Here is a 21957-nt window from a genome sequence, read left to right as displayed (position 1 = left end):
CGACACAGTCGGCGCTCCTGAGCCATCGCGCGGAGTGCCTCCGGTTTGAACCGGTGCAACGAACGACACGGCCCGTCGCCGCACGGTCGCCTGTCCGCACAAGCCACGCACGCGCTGCCGCGTGCGCCATCCGCCGCTGCCGCGCCCATGTACGGCGCCGGCACGCCGGCACGCCATGGCCGCGATGCCGACACGCCGCATGCGCCGTTCGCGGGCATGCACGCCCCGCTCCTGTGTTCGATTCGTCCATCGCGCCGCATCCGGGCCGATGGCGTCACTTGCCCGCCGCCACGCCGGTGGGCCTTGCGCGTCCTGCGCACCTTTCGGAGACCGCCCGCTTGAACCGCATCCGCCTCGCTCCCCTGGCCTTCGCCATCGCCGGCATTCTGGCCGCACCCGCCAGCGCCCTCGCCCAGCAAGTCCCTGTGCAACAGGGCGACGCCGCCCCACCGCCGCCCGCCGCTGACGCCAACGCGCCGGCCTCGTCTGCGGTGCAGGAGCTGGATGCGGTCAAGGTCACCGGCTACCGCGCCAGCCTGCAGAAATCGCTCAACATCAAGCGCAATGCCGATGCCATCGTCGATGCGATCTCGGCCGAGGACGTCGGCAAGTTTCCCGCGGCCAACGTCGCCGAATCGCTGTCGCACCTGCCCGGGGTCAGCGTCGATCGCCAGTTCGGCGAAGGCGAGAAGGTCTCGATCCTGGGTACCGATCCGGCGCTGAACCGGGTGCTGCTCAACGGCCAGAGCATCGCCTCCACCAGTTGGGGCGGCGATCCGAACAATCCGGACAGCCGCTCGTTCAACTATTCACTGCTGGCGCCGGAGGTGATCGGCAGGGCCGAGGTCTACAAGAGCCCGCAGGCCAACATCGACGAAGGCAGTCTCGGCGGCACCGTGATCCTGCACACGCGCAAGCCGCTGGAACTGGACAAGAACCTGCTGACCGGCAGCGTCAGCTACGGTGACAACGACCGTTCCGAAAACGGCAAGCCCAATGCCGCGCTGCTGTACAACTGGAAGAACGACGCCGGCACGCTCGGCGTGCTCGGCTCGGTGATGCACTCGGAGCGCGCGCTGCGCCGCGACGGCGTGGAGATCTTCGGCTACAGCGACATCCAGGGCGCCGGCTTCCCCGACGCGGTCGCCGCCGGCAAGCAAGGGGTCTACCCCACCGCGATCAACAGCGCGCTGTTCACCCAGACCCGCAAGCGCGACGGCGTCACCGGCGCGCTGCAGTGGAAGCCGAACGACGCCTTCGAGCTGACCTACACCGGCCTGTATGTGGAGGAGACGTTCGACAACATCAACCAAAGCCGCTACGCCAACTTCATCCCGGCCAACGCTACCGCGCTGGAGGTGAACGATGGCGTCGCCACCTCCGGCGCCTATGGCGACAACGCCGAAACCATCCTCGACGCGTACGTGCGCAAGACCACGGTCAAGACCAGCAGCAACACCTTGCGCGGCGACTGGCACGGCGACGGCTGGAACGTTTCCGGCCAGGTCGGCGCGACCCGCTCGGCCGGCGGCGCCGATCGCATCTACGGCCTCACCTTCCGCGGCAACGGCGGCTACGACTACGCCATCAACCACCGCAACGTCGGCGTGGACTACGCGGTGCCGCCATCGACGCTGGATACGATGTCGGTGCTCGGCGCCACCGTGAATCGCTATCCGAACCTGGACAAGGAGCGCTACGCGCAACTGGACTTCGACCACGACGTGGACTGGGGGCCGATCACCAAGCTGCGCGCCGGGGTCAAGGCCACGCGCCACAGCACCGCGCAGGACATGTACTACGACAGCTTCCCCGCCGACCCGAACACCACGCTGGGCGCGGTCTATGGCGGCAGCACGCCCGGCGGCTACCTGGACGGCCTGTCGGTCAGCGACGACATGCGCCACTGGCCGCGGCAAAGCCCCGGCGCGCTGGTGGACTACGTCGGCGGCCTGCCCGGCAGCGACACGCTCGCACCCAGCTACGGCAGCAGCTTCGACGTGGTCGAGCGCAACCGCGCCGCCTACCTGCAGGCGGATTTTTCCGGCGACACCTACCGCGGCAACATCGGCGTGCGCTACGTCAACACCCGCGATGCGATCGGCGGCTACCAGTACGACGGCAGCGCCTATGCACCGGTACGCTACAACACGTCTTACGGCGAATGGCTGCCGTCGCTGAACGTCGCCTACGACCTGTCCGATGCGCTGATCCTGCGCGTGGCCGCGGCCAAGGTGATCGCGCGGCCGCGCTATGCCGACCTCACCCCCTACGTCAACGCCGACGACAACAAGCTCACCGCCAGCAGCGGCAATCCGGTGCTGGACCCGTACCGCTCCACCAACTACGGCGCCTCGCTGGAATGGTATTTCGCGCCCAACAGCGTGCTCTCCGGCGAGCTGTTCTACCGCGATATCTCCAACTACATCCTGCAGACCCTGGTGCAGCAACCGCTGCACAACAACACCTACAACCGCGAAGACATCTACGAGGTGACGCTGCCGCAGAATTCCGGCGCGGCCAAGGTCAAGGGCGTGTCGCTGAGCTACCAGCAGGAACTGGGCGGCGGCTTCGGCGTGGCGGCGAACTACACCTACTCCAAGGCCGATACCCAGGGCGACTACAACCTGCCCTACAACTCCAAGAACAGCTACAACCTCAGCCCCTACTTCGAGAAAGGGCCATGGGAGGCGCGGCTGACCCTGGGCTGGCGCTCGGCCTACTTCACCCAGATCGGGCGCCTGGGCGCCAACCAGATGACCGATGCCTTCACCCAGCTCGATGCGTCGGTGTCCTATGCCATCACCGACAAGGTCAAGCTGCAGCTGGAAGGCACCAACCTGCTCGACCAGACCTACTACAGCTACGTCGGCCAGGAGAGCCAGCCGTATTATTTGTACAAGAACGGGCGCGGCTACATGCTCAGCGTGCACTTCACGCTATAACCACGGCGATGGCGGCGGCCGCACGGGCCACCGCTGTTGTTGCAGGCATCGGCGCTCCGCGGGCTCGTCATCGCGGCACCAGCGAGCGTCGCTGCGACGGCGCTTGCGGTCGCTACCGGCGGCTTCGCGACCGCTTCGTCTTTCTGTCGCGGCTAAAGCAGCTCCTACAGAAGCCGCACCGCTCGCTCCTGTAGGAGCGGCTTCAGCCGCGACAGGAGAACGGCAACGCCGATGATGCCCTATCGCACCGATTCCGGACGCGAGGTTTTCCAGGGTCCTTTCAGCGGCGGAGGACGATCCCCGACACGCCGCGCGCCGCGATGCCATGTTCCCATCTCGCCAACGCAGCCCGCGCGCCGCGAGCGCTAGCGCGGCTGCTGCAGGAACCAGTTGGCTGCGCCGATCACCCCAAGCTGGCCGTGCTCGACCAGCTTCACCGGAATCTGCTCCAATGCCGGGCGCATCGCGCCCTTGTTCAAGTAGCGCTCGACGAAGCTGCTGGCGGCCAGGAACGCGCCGATCTGCGGCAGGAAGCCACCGGCCAGGTAGATGCCGCTCTGGATGCCATACAGCAGCGCCATGTCGCCGACCACGCTGCCGAGCAGGCCGCAGAACGCCGACAGCGCGTCATGCGCCAGTGGATCGTTGCCGCCCAACGCCGCCGCGGTGACCTCGCTGGGCGCGGCATGCGCCGGCGCGGCATCGTGCAGCTCGCACAACACCTTATAGAGGTTGAGCAGGCCAGGACCGGACAGCAGGTGCTCCACCGGCACGTAGCTGCGCGTGCGCAACAGCCGCTGCGCGATTGCCATTTCCAGCTCGCTGCCGACCGGCAGGGCCGCGTGGCCGGCCTCGGTGGCCAGCACCACCGCGCCGCCGTTGGCCGGGATCCACACGGCCGCGCCGAGTCCGGTCCCGGGGCCGATCACCAGCGCCGGTCCGCGCTGCGCCTTGCGCGGGCCTGTCAGGTGCAGCACTTCGCTGGCATCCATCGACGAGGCCGCATAGGCCACCGCCTCGAAATCGTTGACCAAGTGAAGCGCCTGCATGCCCAGGCGCTCGCGGATTTCCGGCGGCGACAGGCTCCATGGCAGATTGGTGGTGATCACCCTGCCGTCTTCCAGCGCATAGCCGGCGCTGGCGATCACGCCGCGGGTCGGCATCGGGCCCGGCAGGCCGGACAGGAACTCGCCGATGATCTCGGTCAGGCCCGGATAGTCGGCGCAGCGGTACTTGCGGTAGTCCAGCAACTTGACCGCCTGCACGTCGCTACCGGCATCGCCGCGCGCGACCAGGCCGATACGGACATGGGTGCCGCCGACATCGGCGGCGATGAAAGACTCGGCGCGCGGCCCAGCCGCTACAACCGGTGTAATGCTTGCGGACACGTACTTCTCCCGTTGCGCCCCAAAGGGCGCACGCCGATTGGCCTGTTGATCGATCGAGTTTCAGACCACTATGACAACGTTGTCAAGGTGAATTTCCCCAGGATGTCGCGCTACCGCCACCGCTTGCACCCATACGCCATGATGGAGCAATAGGTGGCGCCGTCACATCAAGACACCGACGCCGCCGACAGACCGCAAGAAAAGCGGGGCGGAACGCCCGCAAAAATTCGCCGCAATGCACAAAATATCGACACAGATTGCGCCCAGCAGCATGCGATGGCCCGCCGCCCGCGTCGCCGCAAAGGTGCAGACCAGGCTCAGCTTCAGCTGAAATTTTCTTATATAACAACGATATAGACATCCGACTCAGGACCTTTGCAATAGATCTTCACAACGCTTAGCGATCTCCTTGCCCAGAATTGTCAAGATATCGTAAATCAAGTATTGACAACGCTGTCAACGCTATTCCAGACTCAAACCATCGCCAGTTTTACAACTTAAAGACACTCACAATTCAGTTTAACGCCATGCACGGAAAACGGAGTCCCGCCCGCGCACCGGCATGAAACATGCCTCTCTTTGTTGGACGTTGGTTGCCCCATCAGGAAAAAAGGAAAGACCGGCGTCCTCGGTGCCGCCGGCGGCCACTTCCGCGTCAACGACCGGACGACGCGCACCGAAACGCGATACGCGCAGCCACCGCAAGGTGCCGCGCACTCAACAGGCCGGGCAGCGGCCAGCACGCCGGAACATCGGTTGGCACCTCATGCCCATGTACTAACCCAGAGGTTTAGCCAATGAATAGCCGCACCACCACGTTAGCCATCAGCATCATGGCCGCGCTGTATCTGTCCGGTAATGCAATGGCGCAGGAAGCACCCGCTTCCAGCGCGGAATCGAAGAACGTCCAGCAACTGGACACGATCACCGTCAGCGGCTACCGCGCCTCGCTGGAGAAGAGCCAGTCGGTCAAGCGCTCGGCCAACTCCATCGTCGATGCGATCAGCGCCGAGGACATCGGTAAGTTCCCGGACACCAATGCCGCCGAGTCGCTGGCGCACCTGCCGGGCATCAGCGTGGACCGCCAGTTCGGCGAAGGCGAGAAGGTCAGCATCAACGGCACCGACCCGGCGCTGAACCGCGTGCTGCTCAACGGCCAGACCATCGCCTCCGGCGACTGGGGCGGCAACCCATCCGACACCAGCGGCCGCACCTTCAACTACACCCTGCTGTCGCCGGAAATCATCGGCCTGATGGAGGTCTACAAGACCCCGGAAGCGCGCATCGACGAAGGCTCGATCGGCGGCACCGTGATCGTGAACACCCGCAAGCCGCTGGACTTGCCGAAGAACACCATCCGCGGCTCGGTCGGCTACAACTACAACGACCGTTCCAAGGACGGCAACCCGCGCGGCTCGGCGCTGTGGAGCTGGAAGAACGACGACGAGACCTTCGGCGCGTTGATCTCCGCCACCCACGACAAGCAGGACATCGCGCGCGCCGGCATCGAATACTTCGGCTACACCACCGGCGCCGACATTCCGCGCACCGCCACCATCACCGGCGACGGCAGCGACGTGGCCACCGCCCGCGTGCCGGCCGGCATCAGCAGCGCGTTCTTCCAGCAGACCCGCGAGCGCAACGGCCTGCAGGCTGCGTTGCAGTGGAAGCCGGACGCGCAGAACGAAGTCAACCTGACCGGCATCTACATCAAGGGCAAGTACAACAACTACAGCCAGGCGCGCTATGTCTGCCCGGCATGCTCATCTCCCGCCGCCGATGGCTCGCTTGACGAAAATGGGAAGCCGGTTCAAATCAGCAACATCCGCCTGATCGACAGGGCAACCGTCCAGAATGGAGTGGTCACCTCCGCGAATTTCGCGGATAACGGACTAGCCCAACCTTATTCCCAGATGGACACCAACTACCGCGAAAGCACGGTCACCACCAAGAGCCTGAACCTGCGCCACGACTGGTCGGGCGAAAAGTGGGTGTTCACCACCCAGGTCGGCGACACCCAGGCGACCGGCGGCAAGAGCCCCGAGTACCTGATGAAGTACCTGATGCAGGACGGCGGCTACAACTACGCCTTTGACGGCTCGCACACCGCGGTGAACTACGACAACGGTGGCGCCTCCAACTGGGGGCTGCCGGGCAATGCTGCCGGACTGCCGGCAGGCTCGACGGCGGACGGCGTGATGCAGGCGGGCGGCATCTACTACCAGAAGAGCAAGGACGAAGAAAAATACTTCCAGTGGGATGCAGCGCGCGACCTGCAATGGGGCCCGTTCACCAAACTGCAGTTCGGCTACAAGTACATCAACCACAACAACGGCGTGGATGCACGCGGCAACCGCATCAACACCACCGACCCGATCTCGCTGACCCAGTTCAATCCCGGCACCACGCCGAGCGGCCTTTACGACGGCCTGGGCGCCAGCGGCGATCTGACCACCTGGCCGACCGCCAATCTGAATGCCGTCCGCCGCTATCTGCTGGCGCAGCCGCAGGGCCCCTACAGCACCGCTTACGACGCCTCGTTCAACGTGAAGGAAATCACCCAGAACGCCTACACCCAACTGAACTTCGAGTCGGGCCAATGGCGCGGCAATGTCGGCGTGCGTCTGCTCGACACCACCGACAAGTCGAAATATTGGCAGAGCCAGGATAACAACGTCACGTTTTCGCCTGTTGCCGAAACCCACGAGTACCGCAAGGCGCTGCCGAGCTTCAACGTGGCCTACGACCTGGCCGACGACGCCGTGCTGCGCTTCTCGGCCGCCAAGGTCATGGCACGCCCGCGCTACGCCGACCTGGCCGGTTCGTTCACGGTCAGCAGCGGCAACGGCAACCTGACCGCCAGCGGCGGCAACCCGGACCTCAAGCCGTACGAGTCCACCAACTACGACCTGGCGGCCGAGTGGTATTTCGCCCCGTCCAGCATGCTGTCGGGCGAGGTGTTCTACCGCGACATCAGTTCCTACATCGTGAGCACCACGGTCGCCGAGCAGCGGCCGAAGACCCCGTTGAACCCGGAAGGCGTTTATCAGGTCACCACCCCGACCAACGCCTCCAACGCCAAGGTCAAGGGCGCATCGATCAACTACCAGCAGACCTTGGGCCTGGGCTTCGGGTTGCAGGCGAACTACACGTTTGCCAAATCCGATGCGAGCTCCGGCCTGAACCTGCCCTACCTGTCGCGCGACACCTACAACGTGATTCCGTATTGGGAACACGACGACTGGACGGTGCGCGTGAACTACAGCTACCGCTCCAAGTACTTCACCCAGATCGGCCGCCTGGGATCGGAAGACTTCGCAGACAGCTACAAGCAGCTGGACTTGACCGCCTCGTATCAGATCACCGACTACATGGGCATCACCTTCGGCGCCACCAACCTGCTGGATTCCACCTATCGCTTGTACAGCGGCAGCAAGGACACCCCGACCGCGTTCTACAAGAACGGGCGTGGTTACACCGCGCAGCTCAACTTCAAGTTCTGATGTAGCACTGGCGGCGCGCCACCGACTCTCCACGGTGGCGCGCCCTTTTTTTGCCCGGCGGTTGGTTTGCGCCGGCATCACGTTTTCTGCAGAGGAGTGCAGTTCCATGACGTCCGAGACCCGCCTGCGCGCGGACCGATCCCGCCACGCCGGCGCTGTACGCAGGACTCTGGCCAGCAGCTTTTCCCTCATTCTCGCGTTGGCGGCCGTGCCCGCCTGCGCCGCGGATGCGCCGTCGCCGACCGCGCCCACCGCCACCACCCTCAGCCCCGAACAGATCGACCAGCAGTGGCTGCAGGCCACCGCCAAGTACGCGCCCGAACGCGCGCGGCTGGTGCGCCAAGCCGATGCCGGCGCACGCAAGGGACCGTTCCGTCCGGACTGGAGCTCGCTGAAGCACTACCGTTCGCCCGGCTGGTACGACAACGCCAAGTTCGGCATCTTCATCCACTGGGGCGTGTTCTCGGTGCCGGCCTTCGGCAACGAGTGGTACTCGCGCAACATGTACCAACCCGACGCCAAGGACAGCCAGGACTACGCGCACCACCGCGAAACCTACGGCCCGCAGTCCACCTTCGGCTACAAGGACCTGATCCCGCTGTTCACCGCGCCCAAGTTCGACCCGCAAGGCTGGGCCACGCTGTTCCGCGAAGCCGGCGCGCGCTATGTGGTGCCGGTGGCCGAACACCACGACGGCTTTGCGATGTACGACTCGCAGCTGTCGGACTGGACCGCGACCAAGATGGGTCCCAAGCGCGACGTGATCGGCGAGCTGTCCAAGGCGATCCGCGCGCAGGGCATGCACTTCGGCCTGTCCTCGCACCGCGCCGAACACAACTGGTTCTTCGACGGCGGACGCACATTCGACTCGGACGTCAACGATCCGCGCTACGCCGGCCTGTACGGGCCGGCGCAGATCCGCTTGCCGGGCAAGGACGATGCGGACGTGGTCAACGACTGGACGCCGGTGTCGCAGGCGTGGCTGGACGACTGGCTGGCGCGCACCACCGAGCTGATCGACCGCTACGACCCGGAGTTGATCTACTTCGACTGGTGGATCGCGCACCCGACCTTCCGCCGCACGCTGCCGACCATGCTGGCGTACTACTACAACCACGGCGCCGCGCACGGCGACGGGGTGGTGGTGAACTACAAGCTCGGCGCGTTCGCCGAAGGCGCCGGCACGCTGGACATCGAGCGCGGCCAGCTCACCGGCATCCACCCGACCCACTGGCAGACCGACACCTCGGTCAGCAACGCGTCGTGGGGCTACGTGGAGAACGACACCTACAAGACCCCGACCTTCATCGTGCACATGCTGGTGGATGTGGTCAGCAAGAACGGCAACCTGATGCTCAACATCGGCCCGCGCGCCGACGGCTCGATCCCCGACACCGAGCGCGACATCCTGCTGTCGATCGGCAAGTGGCTGAAGACCAACGGCGAGGCGATCTACGACAGCCAGCCATGGCGAAGCTATGGCGAAGGCCCGACCGAAGTGGTCGGCGGCACCTTCCAGGACACCAAGACCAAGCCCTACACCGCCAAGGATTTCCGCTTCACCACCGGCCACGGCGCGCTGTACGCGATCGAGCTTGGCTGGCCGGCCGGCGGCAAGGCGCTGATCCGCTCGCTCACGCCCGCCGACGGCGTGCGCGGCGTGACCCTGCTCGCCACCGGCAAGCAGGTGCCGTTCGAACAGCGCGCCGACGGCCTGCACCTGACCCTGCCGGCCAAACCTGCCGGCGAACACGCCTACGTGTTCCGCATCGACCTGCCCTCCCCCACCTCCACCCGCTGACGGATACCCCCCGATGATGAAGCGATTCGCAGGGCTGCTGCTTGCCCTGTCCATGGTCTGTACCCCGGCCATGGCCAAGAACCCGACCGCGCTGTTCTATCTGATGAGCACGCAGAAATCGACCAACGCCTTCATGGCCAACGTCGACAAGATCGACGTGGTGGTGCCGACCTGGTACGGCGTGGACCAGAACGGCCTGGTCAGCGGCACCCCCAACACGTACATCTACGACATCGCCAAGCGCAAGCAGCTGCGGGTGATGCCGATCCTGTCGATGACCACCGGCCGCGACGGCTTCCACAAGCTGATGCACGACGAGGATGCGAAGAAGCGCATGATCGCCTCGCTGCTGATCCACGGCAAAAAGAACGGCTACTACGGCTTCCAGTTCGATTTCGAGAACATCGCCTGGACCGACCGCGACGCCTACTCGCTGATGGTCAAGCAGACCGCCGACGCGCTGCACAAGGCCGGCCTGAAGATGTCGGTGGCGGTGGTGCCGAACGCGCCGGGCTACGCCGAAGGCGGGCAGTTCTCCAAGTGGATGTGGGAATACTGGCGCGGCGCCTACGACCTGAAGGCGCTGGGCCAGGCGGTGGACCTGGTCAGCCTGATGACCTACGACCAGCACACCCGCTGGACCACGCCCGGCCCGGTCGACGGCATGCTGTGGATGAAGAAGCACCTGGACTACGCACTGACCCAGGTGCCGAAGGACAAGCTGTCGCTGGGCATCGCCACCTACGGCTACCGCTGGTACACCGGCAACCCGGTGAAGGAAGACGGCACCGAAGCGTCGAACATCGCCGCGACCTACATCGACGCCGACGAATCCTTCCCGCTGGCGATCGAGCAGAACGCCACCGTGCAATGGGATGCGCAGGAGCAGGAGTCGTGGTTCTACTTCTACCGCGACGACTTGCGCGAGTGGGTGTTCCGCCCGGACGCGCGCAGCTTCCGCGCACGCTACGACCTGGTCAAGCAATACGGCCTGGAAGGCTTCAGCTGCTGGGTGCTGGGCGCCGAGGATCCGAAGGTGTGGGACGAGCTGCCGACCGCATCGCGCTGATCCGTTACGCGCCGATCCACTACGATAGGCGTCCGCACAGCACGAGGTAGACCGAATGATTGCAGCAGGTGCACGCCAGCGCACGCCACACCGCCCGACGACCGCCCCGCCGGGCGCCGCGGCGGCGTCCCGCAGCACGCGGCTGGGGCTTGCCCTGTTCGCCCTCGTTGCCGTACTGAGCGGCTGCAACCGCGACGCGCCCGCCGCCGCGGACACCGCCAAGCCCGCGCCGGCCCCCGCGCCGGCCCCGGCTGCAGCGAAGCCGGAGAACACCGCGCCGTTGCCGCTGATTCCGGCGCCGGCGCAGGTCAAGCGCGGCAGCGCCACGCTGACCATCGGCACCGGCAGCACGCTGTCGGTCCCGACCGACGACGAGGCGGCCATGCGCGTGGCCCGGCAACTGGCCGCGCTGCTGGAAAGCACCCGCGGCCTGGCGCTGGAGGTGCGCGCCGAGACCATTCCGGCCAACGGCGCCATCCGCCTGCAGATGAACCCCAACGCCCCGGTGGAAGCGCCGGAAGGCTACGGGCTGGACGTGGACGGCAGCACCATGCTGATCCAGGCGCGCGACGAGCGCGGCCTGTTCTACGGCGCGATGAGCGCCTGGCAGCTGCTCACCCCCGATGCCGGCAAGGGCGAAGTGGACGTGCCCGAGGTCAAAATCCGCGACTGGCCGCGCTTCGGCTGGCGCGGCCTGCTGCTCGACGTGGCCCGCCACTTCCACGGCCCGGACACGGTCAAGCACGTCATCGACGCGATGGCCGAGCACAAGCTCAACGTGCTGCACCTGCACCTGACCGACGACCAGGGCTGGCGCATCGAGATCAAGCGCTATCCCAAGCTCACCGAGATCGGCGCCTGGCGCACCCCGCCCGGCGCCGGCACGCAGGGCGTGCCCGACCGCTACGGCGGTTTCTACACCCAGGACCAGATCCGCGACCTGGTCGCCTACGCCGCCGCGCGGCACATCACCATCGTGCCGGAGCTGGACATGCCCGGGCACGCGCAGGCGGCGGTGGCGGCGTATCCGGAACTGGTCGGCGTCACCAAACAGCGGCCGAAGGTGTCGGTGGACTGGGGGATCAATCCCTACCTGTTCAATACCGACGCAAAGAGCATGACCTTCATCCAGGGCGTGCTCGACGAAGTGCTGCAGCTGTTTCCCTCGCAGTACATCCACATCGGCGGCGACGAAGCGGTCAAGGACCAGTGGGAGCGGTCGCCGGCGGTGCGCGCGCAGATGCGCAAGCTCGGGGTCAAGGACGCGCACGCGATGCAGGGCTGGTTCAACCAGCAGCTGTCCGATTACCTGAGCAAGCACGAGCGGCGCCTGATCGGCTGGGACGAGATCCTGGAAGGCGGCCTGCCGGCCAGCGCGTCGGTGATGTCCTGGCGCGGCGTCGACGGTGCGGTGGCCGCGGCCAAGCAGGGCCACGACGTGGTGCTGGCGCCCGCCGGCTGGCTGTACCTGGACAACCTGCAGAGCGCGCGCAACGACGAGCCCAACGGCCGGCTGGCGGTACTGCCGCTGCAGAAGGTCTACGAGTTCGATCCGGTCCCGGCCGCGCTCAGCGCCGAGGAAGCCAAGCACGTGCTCGGCGCGCAGGCCGCGCTGTGGGCCGAATACATTCCCTCGGCCTGGCATATCGACCATGCGCTGTTCCCGCGCCTGAGCGCGCTGGCCGAAGCGGCGTGGTCGCCGATGGATGTGCGCGGCTGGGACGGCTTCCTGCAGCGCCTGCCGGCGCAACTCACCCGCTACCGCGCACTGGGCATCGACTACGGCGACGGCGCGTTCGCGCCGGACATCGCCATCCAGGGCGGCGACAACGCGGCGCTGGACAGCGGCAAGGCCAGCATCGCGCTCGGCAACCAGGCCAGGTTCGGTAATTTCCGCTACACCATCGACGGCAGCGAACCCAAGGCCGACTCGCCGCGCTACGCCAAGCCGTTCGACGTGACCCTGCCGGTCACCGTGCGCGCGGCCACCTTCGCCGACGACGGCAGCGTGCTGGCCGCCCCGCGCACCCGCATCCTCGACCGCCCCGGCCTGCTCAGCCGCGACACCCAGGGCCTGAATTCCTGCGCCGACGGTAGCCTGGGCCTGCGCGTGCCGCTGTTGCCGGACCTGCCCGGCAAGGACACCCCGGTGTTCAACATCGACCTGTTCAGCGGCTGCTGGCGCTACGCCGACGCGCGCCTGGACGGCATCGCCCGCATCCGCATCGATGCGGCGCGGCTGGCGCGCAACTACGGGCTGGCGCACGAGCAGGCCAAGGTCAAGCAGTACCCGGCCAAGACCGCGCATGGCGAACTGGAAGTGCGCCTGGGCGACTGCAAGGGCAAGCTGCTGGCGCGGATCCCGCTGCCGGGCGGCAAGGCCCTTGGCGAGCAGTTCTCGCTGGAAGCGCCGCTGCCCAAGCAGACCGGCACGCACGACCTGTGCCTGCGCTCGACCGCCCGCATCAACGGCCCCTACTACGCCATCGGCGCCGTCCACCTGATCGAAACCACAGCGCAGGCGCCCCCCGCCGCCGCGCGTTGACTCCTGGAGACCCACACATGACCCAGCCGCACCGCCGTCCCCGTTCCGCGCCGCGCGCGCGCTTCTCCGCCCGGCTCGGGCTGCTCATGGCATTGGGCGTGCCGCTGCAGGGCCAGGCGGCGGTGCCGGCGACGCTGTCGCTGCAGCAGGGCTGGCAGGTGCGGCTGGCGCCGGGCGAGGCGCATGCCAAGGACTTCCCGAAGGCAGCGCAGTGGCTGCCTGCGCAGGTGCCCGGCACGGTGCAGACCGACCTGATCGCGGCCGGGGTGGTGCCCGATCCGTTCTATCGCGATAACGAGGCCAAGATCCAATGGGCCGGATTGAGCGACTGGCAGTACCAGACGCACGTCAAGGCCGACCCCGCGCTGCTCGCGCGCGCGCACGTGGAACTGGTGTTCGACGGCCTGGACACCTTCGCCGAGGTCTACCTCAACGGCAAGAAACTGCTCGCCGCCGACAACATGTTCCGGCAGTGGCGGGTGGACGCCAAGCCGCTGCTCAAGCGCGGCGACAACGTGCTGGAAGTGCGGCTGTACTCGCCGATCAAGAAGATCCAACCGTGGCTGGCCAAGCAGCCGTACGCGCTGCCCGGCGCCTACGACTCGGCCTTCGGCGACGAACCAGTCGCGCGGCACAGCTCCACCTACGTGCGCAAGGCGCCGTACACCTTCGGCTGGGACTGGGGCCCGCGCATCGTCACCGCCGGCATCTGGCAGGACGTGCGCGTGGAAGCCTGGGACGCGCTGCGCGTGCAAGGCCTGCACATCGCCCAGCAACGCGTCGATGCCGACACGGCGCAACTGCTCGCGCAACTGGACGTACAGGCCAGCCGCGGCGGCGAAGTGCAGCTGGAGCTGGACGTGCTCGGCCCCGACGGCCAGCGCGTAGCGCAGCTGAACCAGAAGGCGGTGCTCGATCCGGGCAGCAACACGCTGACCGTGCCGGTGCGCATCGCCAAGCCGCAGCGCTGGTTCCCGGTCGGCTACGGCAGGCAGGACCTGTACACGTTCAAGGCACGCATCCGCGACGCTGGCGGCGACAGCGACGCCACCCAGCGCGTCACCGGCCTGCGCAGCGTCGAGCTGCGCCGCGACAAGGACAAGTGGGGCAAGGGCTTCGCGATCGTGGTCAACGGCATCCCGGTCTTCGCCAAGGGCGCCAACCTGATCCCGTTCGACAGCTTCCCCAGCCGGGTCGATGCCGCGCGCATGCACGGCATCCTGCAAGCGGCGCGCGACGCCAACATGAACATGCTGCGCATGTGGGGCGGCGGCCACTACCAGCCGGACAGCTTCTACGAGGACGCCGACCGCCTGGGCATCATGATCTGGCAGGACTTCATGTTCGGCGGCGCGATCCCGCCCTACGACGTGGCGTTCCGCGAAAACACCCGCGCCGAGGCCGAAGCGCAGGTCAAACGCCTGGGCGACCATCCCAGCATCGTGATCTGGTGCGGCAACAACGAAGTGCAGACCGGCTGGGAAAACTGGGGCGACCGGGTCAAGTTCAAGCAGTCGATCGATCCGGAAGAACGCAGCCGCATCGAACGCGGCATGACCACGCTGTTCGGCACCGTGCTGCGCGAAGCGGTGCGCAAGTACGACAGCGACACCCCGTACTGGGCCACTTCGCCCGGCACCGATTTCGACGGCGCCGCCGACCAGCCCGACGACGGCGACATGCACTACTGGAAGGTGTGGGGCGGCCCGGCGCTGCCAGTCACCGAGTACCTCAACGTGACCCCGCGCTTCATGTCCGAGTACGGCCTGCAGTCGTTCCCGGAGATGCGCACCATCCGCGCCTTCGCCGAACCCGGCGACCTGCAGCCGGAATCGCCGGTGATGCGCGCGCACCAGAAGTTCGACAAGGGCAACGGCAATCAGCGCCTGCTGCTGTACATCCGCCGCGCATTCGGCGAGCCCAAGGACTTCGAGAGCTTCGTGTATTTGAGCCAGCTGATGCAGGCCGAGGGCATCGCCCTGGCCGCCGAGCACCTGCGCGCATCGCGGCCGCAGTCGATGGGCTCGCTGTACTGGCAGCTCAACGACGTGTGGCCGGGCGCATCCTGGTCGAGCCTGGACTACTTCGGCCGTTGGAAGGCATTGCACTACCATGCCAAGCGTTTCTATGCGCCAGAACTGATCGCCGCGCTGCGCAACGACCAGGGCCACACCGAGGTGACGCTGGTGTCCGACCGCACCGTGCCGCTGGCTGCGCGCTGGCGCATGCGGGTGATGGACGTGTCCGGCAAGGTGCTGAGCAAGAGCGAGAAGCCGGTGACCCTGGCGCCGCTGTCCAGCCTGCGCGTGGGCAGTTTCAGCGATGCGCAGCTGCTGCGCCGCGCCGATCCCAAGCGCAGCTTTGTGGTGTTCGAGCTGCTCGACGGCGCGCGCGTGCTGTCGCGCAACCTGGTGTTCTTCGATGCGGCCAAGCATCTGCATCTGCCCAGCCCGGACATCCGCACCGAGTTGCGTGCCGATGGCGACGGTTACGCGCTGACCCTGACCAGCACCACCCTGGCGCGCGAAGTGTGGCTGGCGTTCGGCGACCTGGACGCCACCCTGTCCGACAACGCCTTCGACCTGTTGCCCGGCGAGCCGCTGAGCGTGCACGTGCGCAGCAGCGCGACGCTGGAGCAGTTGCGCAGCGCATTGAAGGTGCGCGATCTGGCAGAGACGCTGACCGGGTCGCCGCCCGAGCCGGCGGAGGCGAAGTGATGCGGATGGTAACGACACTGCACAAGGAAATCGGGGGAATCATGAGCGATTGCGCGCGACGCGATGCGGACACTGCGCGGTCGCGGCTGAAGCCGCTCCTACAGGGGATTTCGCAGGGGCTGTGTCTGCTTGGGTTGGCCGCTGCGCCGCTCGCCCACGCCGACGACGCCGACGACCGCGCCGCCGCGCTGGTGGCGAAGATGACCCGCGAGGAAAAAGTGGCGCAGGCGATGAACGCTGCGCCGGCGATCCCGCGCCTGGGCGTGCCGGCCTACGAATGGTGGAACGAGGGCCTGCACGGCATCGCCCGCAACGGCTACGCCACCGTGTTCCCGCAGGCGATCGGCCTGGCCGCCACCTGGAACACCGCCCTGCTCGAGCAGGTCGGCACGGTGACCTCGACCGAAGCGCGCGCCAAGTTCAATCTCGCCGGCGGCCCCGGCAAGGACCACCCGCGCTACGCCGGGCTGACCATCTGGTCGCCGAACATCAACATCTTCCGCGACCCGCGCTGGGGCCGCGGCATGGAGACCTACGGCGAAGACCCGTATCTCACCGGACAACTGGCGGTGGGCTTCATCCACGGCCTGCAGGGCGACGACCTCACCCACCCGCGCACCATCGCCACGCCCAAGCACCTGGCCGTGCACAGCGGCCCGGAGCCAGGCCGCCACGGCTTCGACGTGGACGTGTCGCCGCACGACCTGGAAGCCACCTATACCCCCGCGTTCCGCGCGGCCATCGTCGACGGCCGCGCCGGCGCGGTGATGTGCGCCTACAACTCCTTGCACGGCACCCCGGCCTGCGCCGCCCACTGGCTGCTCAATGGCCGCCTGCGCGGCGACTGGGGCTTCACCGGCTTCGTCGTCTCCGACTGCGACGCCGTGGACGACATGACCCAGTTCCACTATTTCCGCGCCGACAATGCCGGCTCGTCCGCCGCCGCGCTCAAGGCCGGCCACGACCTCAACTGCGGCTACGCCTACCGCGACCTGGGCAAGGCGATCGCGCGCGGCGACGCCGACGAAGCCGTGCTCGACCAGTCGCTGGTGCGGCTGTTCGCCGCGCGCTACCGGCTCGGCGAACTGCAGCCGCAGCGCAAGGACCCGTACGCGCGGCTGGGCGCCAAGGACGTGGACAGCGCCGCGCACCGCGCGCTGGCCCTGCAGGCCGCGCAGCAATCGATCGTGCTGCTGCAGAACCGCAACGCCACCCTGCCGCTGCGGCCGGGCCTGCGGCTGGCGGTGATCGGCCCCAATGCCGACGCGCTGGCCGCGCTGGAAGCCAACTACCAAGGCACCTCGGCCGCGCCGGTGACGCCGCTGCTGGGCCTGCGCGAGCGCTTCGGCGCCGCGAACCTGCGCTATGCGCAAGGCGCCCCGCTCGCCGCCGGCGTGTCCGGCATGATCCCCGAGACCGCCTTGCGCAGCGACGGCACGCCCGGCCTGCGTGGCGAGTATTTCGACAACGTCGATCTGGCCGGCATCCCGCGCACGCAGCGCCAGGACCGCGTGGTCAGCTTCAACTGGGACCACGTGGCGCCGGCCAAGGGCGTGGACAAGGATCGCTACGCGGTGCGCTGGAGCGGCGAACTGCTGCCGCCGGGGCCGGGCGACTACACCCTGGCGGTGCGCGTGGCGCGCTGCTTCGACTGCGCCGGCCACGATCCGGTGCGGCTGTACATCGACGACCAACTGGTCGTCGCCGGCAACGCCGAAGACAAGCACGTGCCGGCCGGCATGCACAACGCCGACGGTCGCAACGTCGAGACCGTGCTGCACTTCGACGACACGCGTCCGCGCCGCATTCGCCTGGAACTGGAGCACCGCGGCCAGGACCAGGGCCTGCGCCTGGAATGGCTGGCGCCGGCCGCGCCGCAACTGGCCGAAGCCGAACGCGCGGTCGCGCAGGCCGATGCGGTGGTCGCCTTCGTCGGCCTGTCGCCGGACGTGGAAGGCGAGGAACTGCGCATCGACGTCCCCGGCTTCGACGGCGGCGACCGCAACGACCTCGCCCTGCCCGCCGCGCAGCAGGCGCTGCTGGAGCGCGCCAAGGCCAGCGGCAAGCCGCTCGTGGTGGTGCTGATGAGCGGCAGCGCGGTGGCGCTGAACTGGGCCAAGCAGCATGCCGACGCGATCGTCGCGGCGTGGTATCCGGGGCAGTCCGGCGGCACCGCGATCGCGCAGGTGCTGGCTGGCGACGTCAATCCCGGCGGCCGCCTGCCGGTGACCTTCTACCGCTCCACCAAGGACTTGCCCGCCTACGTCAGCTACGATATGAAGGGCCGCACCTACCGCTACTTCAAGGGCGAGCCGCTGTTCGCGTTCGGTAGCGGGCTGAGCTACACCCGCTTTACCTACGCCGCGCCGCAACTGTCTGCCACAACGCTGCAGGCGGGTGCGAACCTGCAGGTGCGCACGCAGGTACGCAACAGCGGCACGCGCGCCGGCGACGAAGTGGTGCAGGTGTACCTGCAACCTCCGCAAGGCGCGCAGTCGCCGCTGCGCACCCTGGTCGGCTTCCAGCGGGTGACGCTGCAGCCGGGCGAAGCGCGCGAAGTGGGTTTCGAGCTGACGCCGCGGCAGCTGAGCGATGTCGATCGCGCCGGCCAGCGCGCGGTGCAGCCCGGCGACTACCGCGTGTTCGTCGGCGGCGGCCAGCCCGGCACCGGGGCGCCCGGCGACGAGGCCGCGTTTTCGATCCAGGGCACGGTGCCCATCGCGCGGTGATCCGCACATGCGCCCTGTGTAGGAGCGGCTTCAGCCGCGACCGAGCCTTACCGGTAACGCCCGGTCGCGGCTAGCGAACCCAAGGCCGACTCGCCGCGCTACAGCAAGCCGTTCGACGTGACTCTGCCGGTCACCGTGCGCGCGGCCACCTCCGCTGCCGGGCGGCAAGGCGCTTGGGCGAGCAATTCTCGCTGCAAGCCCCGCGGCCCAAGCAGACCGGCAGGCATGACCTGTGCCTGCGCTCGACCGCACGCAGCAACGGCCCGTACTATGCCATCGGCGCCGTTCACCCGATCGAAACCACCACGCAAGCGCTCCCGCCGCCGCGTGTTGACCCTGGAGAAACGCATGACCCAGCCACACCGCAACCGCCGTTGCCCCCCAAGCGCGCGCGTCCCTGCGCGACTCGGGCTGGCACTGGTTCTGGGGCTGCCGGCACTGGGCCAGGCCGCGGCGCCGAGCGCACAGCCCCTTCAGCAGGGCTGGCAGGTGCGGCTGGCGCCGGGCGAGGCGCATGCCAAGGACTTCCCGAAGGCAGCGCAGTGGCTGCCCGCGCAGGTGCCCGGCACGGTGCAGACCGACCTGATCGCGGCCGGGGTGGTGCCCGATCCGTTCTATCGCGACAACGAGGCCAAGATCCAATGGGCCGGATTGAGCGACTGGCAGTACCAGACGCACTTCAAGGCCGACCCCGCGCTGCGCGCGCGCGAGCACGTGGAACTGGTGTTCGACGGCCTGGACACCTTCGCCGAGGTCTACCTCAACGGCAAGAAACTGCTCGCCGCCGACAACATGTTCCGGCAGTGGCGGGTGGACGCCAAGCCGCTGCTCAAGCGCGGCGACAACGTATTGGAAGTCAAGTTCTTCTCGCCGATCAAGAAGATCCAGCCGTGGCTGGACAAGCAGCCCTATGCCCTGCCCGGCGGCCACAAATCGGCGTTCGGCGACGAGCCGAAGTGGCGCCACAGCTCCACCTACGTGCGCAAGGCGCCCTACAGCTTCGGCTGGGACTGGGGTCCGCGCATCGTCACTGCCGGCATCTGGCAGCAGGCGCGGCTGGAGTCCTGGGACGCGTTGCGCGTGGAGGGACTGCACATCGCCCAGCGACGGGTGGACGCCGATGCCGCGCAGCTGCAAGCGCAACTCGAACTGCAGGCCAGCCGCAGCGGCCCGGTGCAAGTGACACTGGATGTGCTCGACCCGAATGGACAGAAAGTCGGCCAGTTCACCCAGGACGCGATGATCGATCCCGGCCAACACCGCATCGATCTGGCCGTGCGTATCGCCAAGCCAAAGCGCTGGTTTCCTGCCGGTTACGGGGCGCAGGACCGCTACACCTTCGTGGCCACCGTGCGCGATGCCGACGGCGACAGCCAGCAGGTCGAGCGCGTCACCGGCCTGCGCTCGGTGACGCTGCGCCGCCAAAAGGACCGGTGGGGCAAGAGCATGGAATTCGTAGTCAACGGCATTCCAATCTTTGCCAAGGGCGCCAACCTGATCCCACTGGAGTCCTTCCCGAGCCGCGTGGACAGGACACGTATGCGCAGCATCCTGCAAGCGGCGCGCGACGCCAACATGAACATGCTGCGCATGTGGGGCGGCGGTCATTACCAGGACGATGACTTCTACGAGATGGCCGACGCGCTGGGCATCATGATCTGGCAGGATTTCATGTTCGCCGGATCAGTGCCGCCCAACGAAGTGGAATTCCGCGACAACACCCGCCAGGAGGCGATCGATCAGGTCAAGCGGCTGCGGGACCACCCCAGCATCGTCCTATGGTGCGGCAACAACGAGGTGCAGACCGGCTGGGAGAACTGGTGGGTCGATTTCAAGAAGTCGGTCGGTCCGGAAGAACGCAGCCGCATCGAACGTGGCATGACCACCCTGTTCGGTAGCGTATTGCGCGAAGTCGTCAGTACCTATGACGGCGACGTGCCGTACTGGGCCACCTCGCCAGGCACCGATTTCGATACCGACGCCAACCAGAAAGACAACGGCGACATGCATTATTGGAAGGTCTGGGGCAACCCGGCGCTGCCGGTCACCGAGTACCTCAACGTGACCCCGCGCTTCATGTCCGAGTACGGCCTGCAGTCGTTCCCGGAGATGCGCACCATCCGCGCCTTCGCCGAACCCGGCGACCTGCAGCCGGAGTCGCCGGTGATGCGCGCGCACCAGAAGTACGACAACGGCAACAAGCGCCTGCTGCTGTACATCCGCCGTGCGTTCGGCGAGCCCAAGGACTTCGAGAGCTTCGTGTATTTGAGCCAGCTGATGCAGGCTGAAGGCATCGCCGTGGCTGCCGAGCACCTGCGCGCGTCGCGGCCGCAGTCGATGGGCTCGCTGTACTGGCAGCTCAACGACGTGTGGCCGGGCGTATCCTGGTCGAGCATGGACTACTTCGGCCGCTGGAAGGCGCTGCACTACCACGCCAGGCGCTTCTATGCGCCGGAACTGATCGCCGCGCTGCGCAACGACCAGGGCCAGACCGAGGTGACGCTGGTGTCCGACCGCACCGTGCCGCTGGCCGCGCGCTGGCGCATGCGGGTGATGGACGTGTCCGGCAAGGTGCTGAGCAAGAGCGAGAAGCCGGTGACCCTGGCGCCGCTGTCCAGCCTGCGCGTGGGCAGTTTCAGCGATGCGCAGCTGCTGCGCCGCGCCGATCCCAAGCGCAGCTTTGTGGTGTTCGAACTGCTCGACGGCGCGCGCGTGCTGTCGCGCAACCTGGTGTTCTTCGATGCGGCCAAGCATCTGCATCTGCCCAGCCCGGACATCCGCAGCGAACTGCGTGCCGACGGCGACGACTATACGCTGACCCTGACCAGCACCACCCTGGCGCGCGAGGTGTGGCTGGCGTTCGGCGATCTGGACGCCACGCTCTCGGACAACGCCTTCGACCTGTTGCCCGGCGAGCCGCTGACCGTGCACGTGCGCAGCAGGGCGACGCTGGAGCAGCTGCGCGGCGCCTTGCAGGTGCGCAATCTGGCCGGCACCCTGGCCGGTGCGCCGTCCGAGCCGGCGGAGGCGAAGTGATGCGGACCAGAAAGATCAGCCAGGCTGCGCCACTGTGGGGGCCGCGGCAGCTGAGCGATGTCGATCGCGCCGGCCAGCGCGCGGTGCAGCCCGGCGACTACCGCGTGTTCGTCGGCGGCGGCCAGCCCGGCACCGGGGCGCCCGGCGACGAGGCCGCGTTTGCGATCCAGGGCACGGTGCCCATTCCGCGGTAATCGACACATGCGCCCCTGTAGGAGCGGCTT

Annotated in this window: 10 protein-coding genes; 9 read left to right on the top strand and 1 reads right to left on the bottom strand. The window is 67.5% G+C overall.

From position 1 onward, the window contains the following. Positions 1-338 precede the first annotated feature (338 nt). Positions 339-2945, top strand: coding sequence for a TonB-dependent receptor (locus tag ISN38_RS16070; RefSeq protein WP_206711907.1), 2607 nt, complete (start codon positions 339-341; stop codon positions 2943-2945). A 365-nt stretch (positions 2946-3310) separates the two neighbouring features. On the opposite strand, the gene ISN38_RS16065 is transcribed toward ISN38_RS16070, so the two are convergent. Continuing rightward, complete coding sequence (locus ISN38_RS16065; RefSeq protein WP_003472212.1) at positions 3311-4333, bottom strand: glucokinase family protein; 1023 nt, start codon at positions 4331-4333, stop codon at positions 3311-3313. Between the two features lie 797 nt (positions 4334-5130). Here ISN38_RS16065 and ISN38_RS16060 point away from each other — a divergent pair. The 8 genes from ISN38_RS16060 (at position 5131) to ISN38_RS16025 (ending at position 21927) form a co-directional block, all read left to right on the top strand. Further along, positions 5131-7836 carry a TonB-dependent receptor gene (locus ISN38_RS16060; protein WP_003472210.1) on the top strand — a complete coding sequence of 902 codons (2706 nt, stop codon included), beginning with the start codon at positions 5131-5133 and terminating at the stop codon, positions 7834-7836. 106 nt (positions 7837-7942) lie between these two features. Further along, on the top strand, positions 7943-9637 hold the full coding sequence (locus ISN38_RS16055; protein ID WP_080627711.1) for an alpha-L-fucosidase: 1695 nt from the start codon (positions 7943-7945) through the stop codon (positions 9635-9637). Positions 9638-9650: 13 nt separating this feature from the next. Further along, positions 9651-10706, top strand: a complete 1056-nt coding sequence (locus ISN38_RS16050) for a glycosyl hydrolase family 18 protein (RefSeq protein ID WP_003472206.1) — start codon at positions 9651-9653, stop codon at positions 10704-10706. A gap of 55 nt (positions 10707-10761) precedes the next feature. Beyond that, the gene (locus tag ISN38_RS16045; protein ID WP_003472203.1) at positions 10762-13251 is read left to right on the top strand and encodes a family 20 glycosylhydrolase; all 2490 of its coding nucleotides are present in this window, start codon (positions 10762-10764) and stop codon (positions 13249-13251) included. Between the two features lie 17 nt (positions 13252-13268). Further along, entirely contained in the window at positions 13269-15968 is a 2700-nt protein-coding gene (locus tag ISN38_RS16040) for a beta-mannosidase (RefSeq protein WP_206711906.1), read from the top strand. 41 nt (positions 15969-16009) lie between these two features. Continuing rightward, on the top strand, positions 16010-18697 hold the full coding sequence (locus tag ISN38_RS16035) for a glycoside hydrolase family 3 C-terminal domain-containing protein (RefSeq protein WP_206711905.1): 2688 nt from the start codon (positions 16010-16012) through the stop codon (positions 18695-18697). A 348-nt stretch (positions 18698-19045) separates the two neighbouring features. After that, positions 19046-21733, top strand: coding sequence for a beta-mannosidase (locus ISN38_RS16030; protein WP_047325139.1), 2688 nt, complete (start codon positions 19046-19048; stop codon positions 21731-21733). After that, positions 21733-21927 (top strand): hypothetical protein, encoded by a 195-nt coding sequence (locus tag ISN38_RS16025; RefSeq protein ID WP_047325140.1) that lies wholly within the window; start codon positions 21733-21735, stop codon positions 21925-21927. Before ISN38_RS16030 ends, ISN38_RS16025 begins: the two co-directional genes overlap by 1 nt. The last annotated feature ends 30 nt before the right edge of the window (positions 21928-21957 follow it).

Source organism: Xanthomonas translucens pv. undulosa (assembly GCF_017301775.1).
Lineage (GTDB): Bacteria > Pseudomonadota > Gammaproteobacteria > Xanthomonadales > Xanthomonadaceae > Xanthomonas_A > Xanthomonas_A translucens.
The sequence above is the reverse complement of the archived record's forward strand: the minus strand, read 5'-3'. Positions and strand labels throughout refer to the sequence as shown.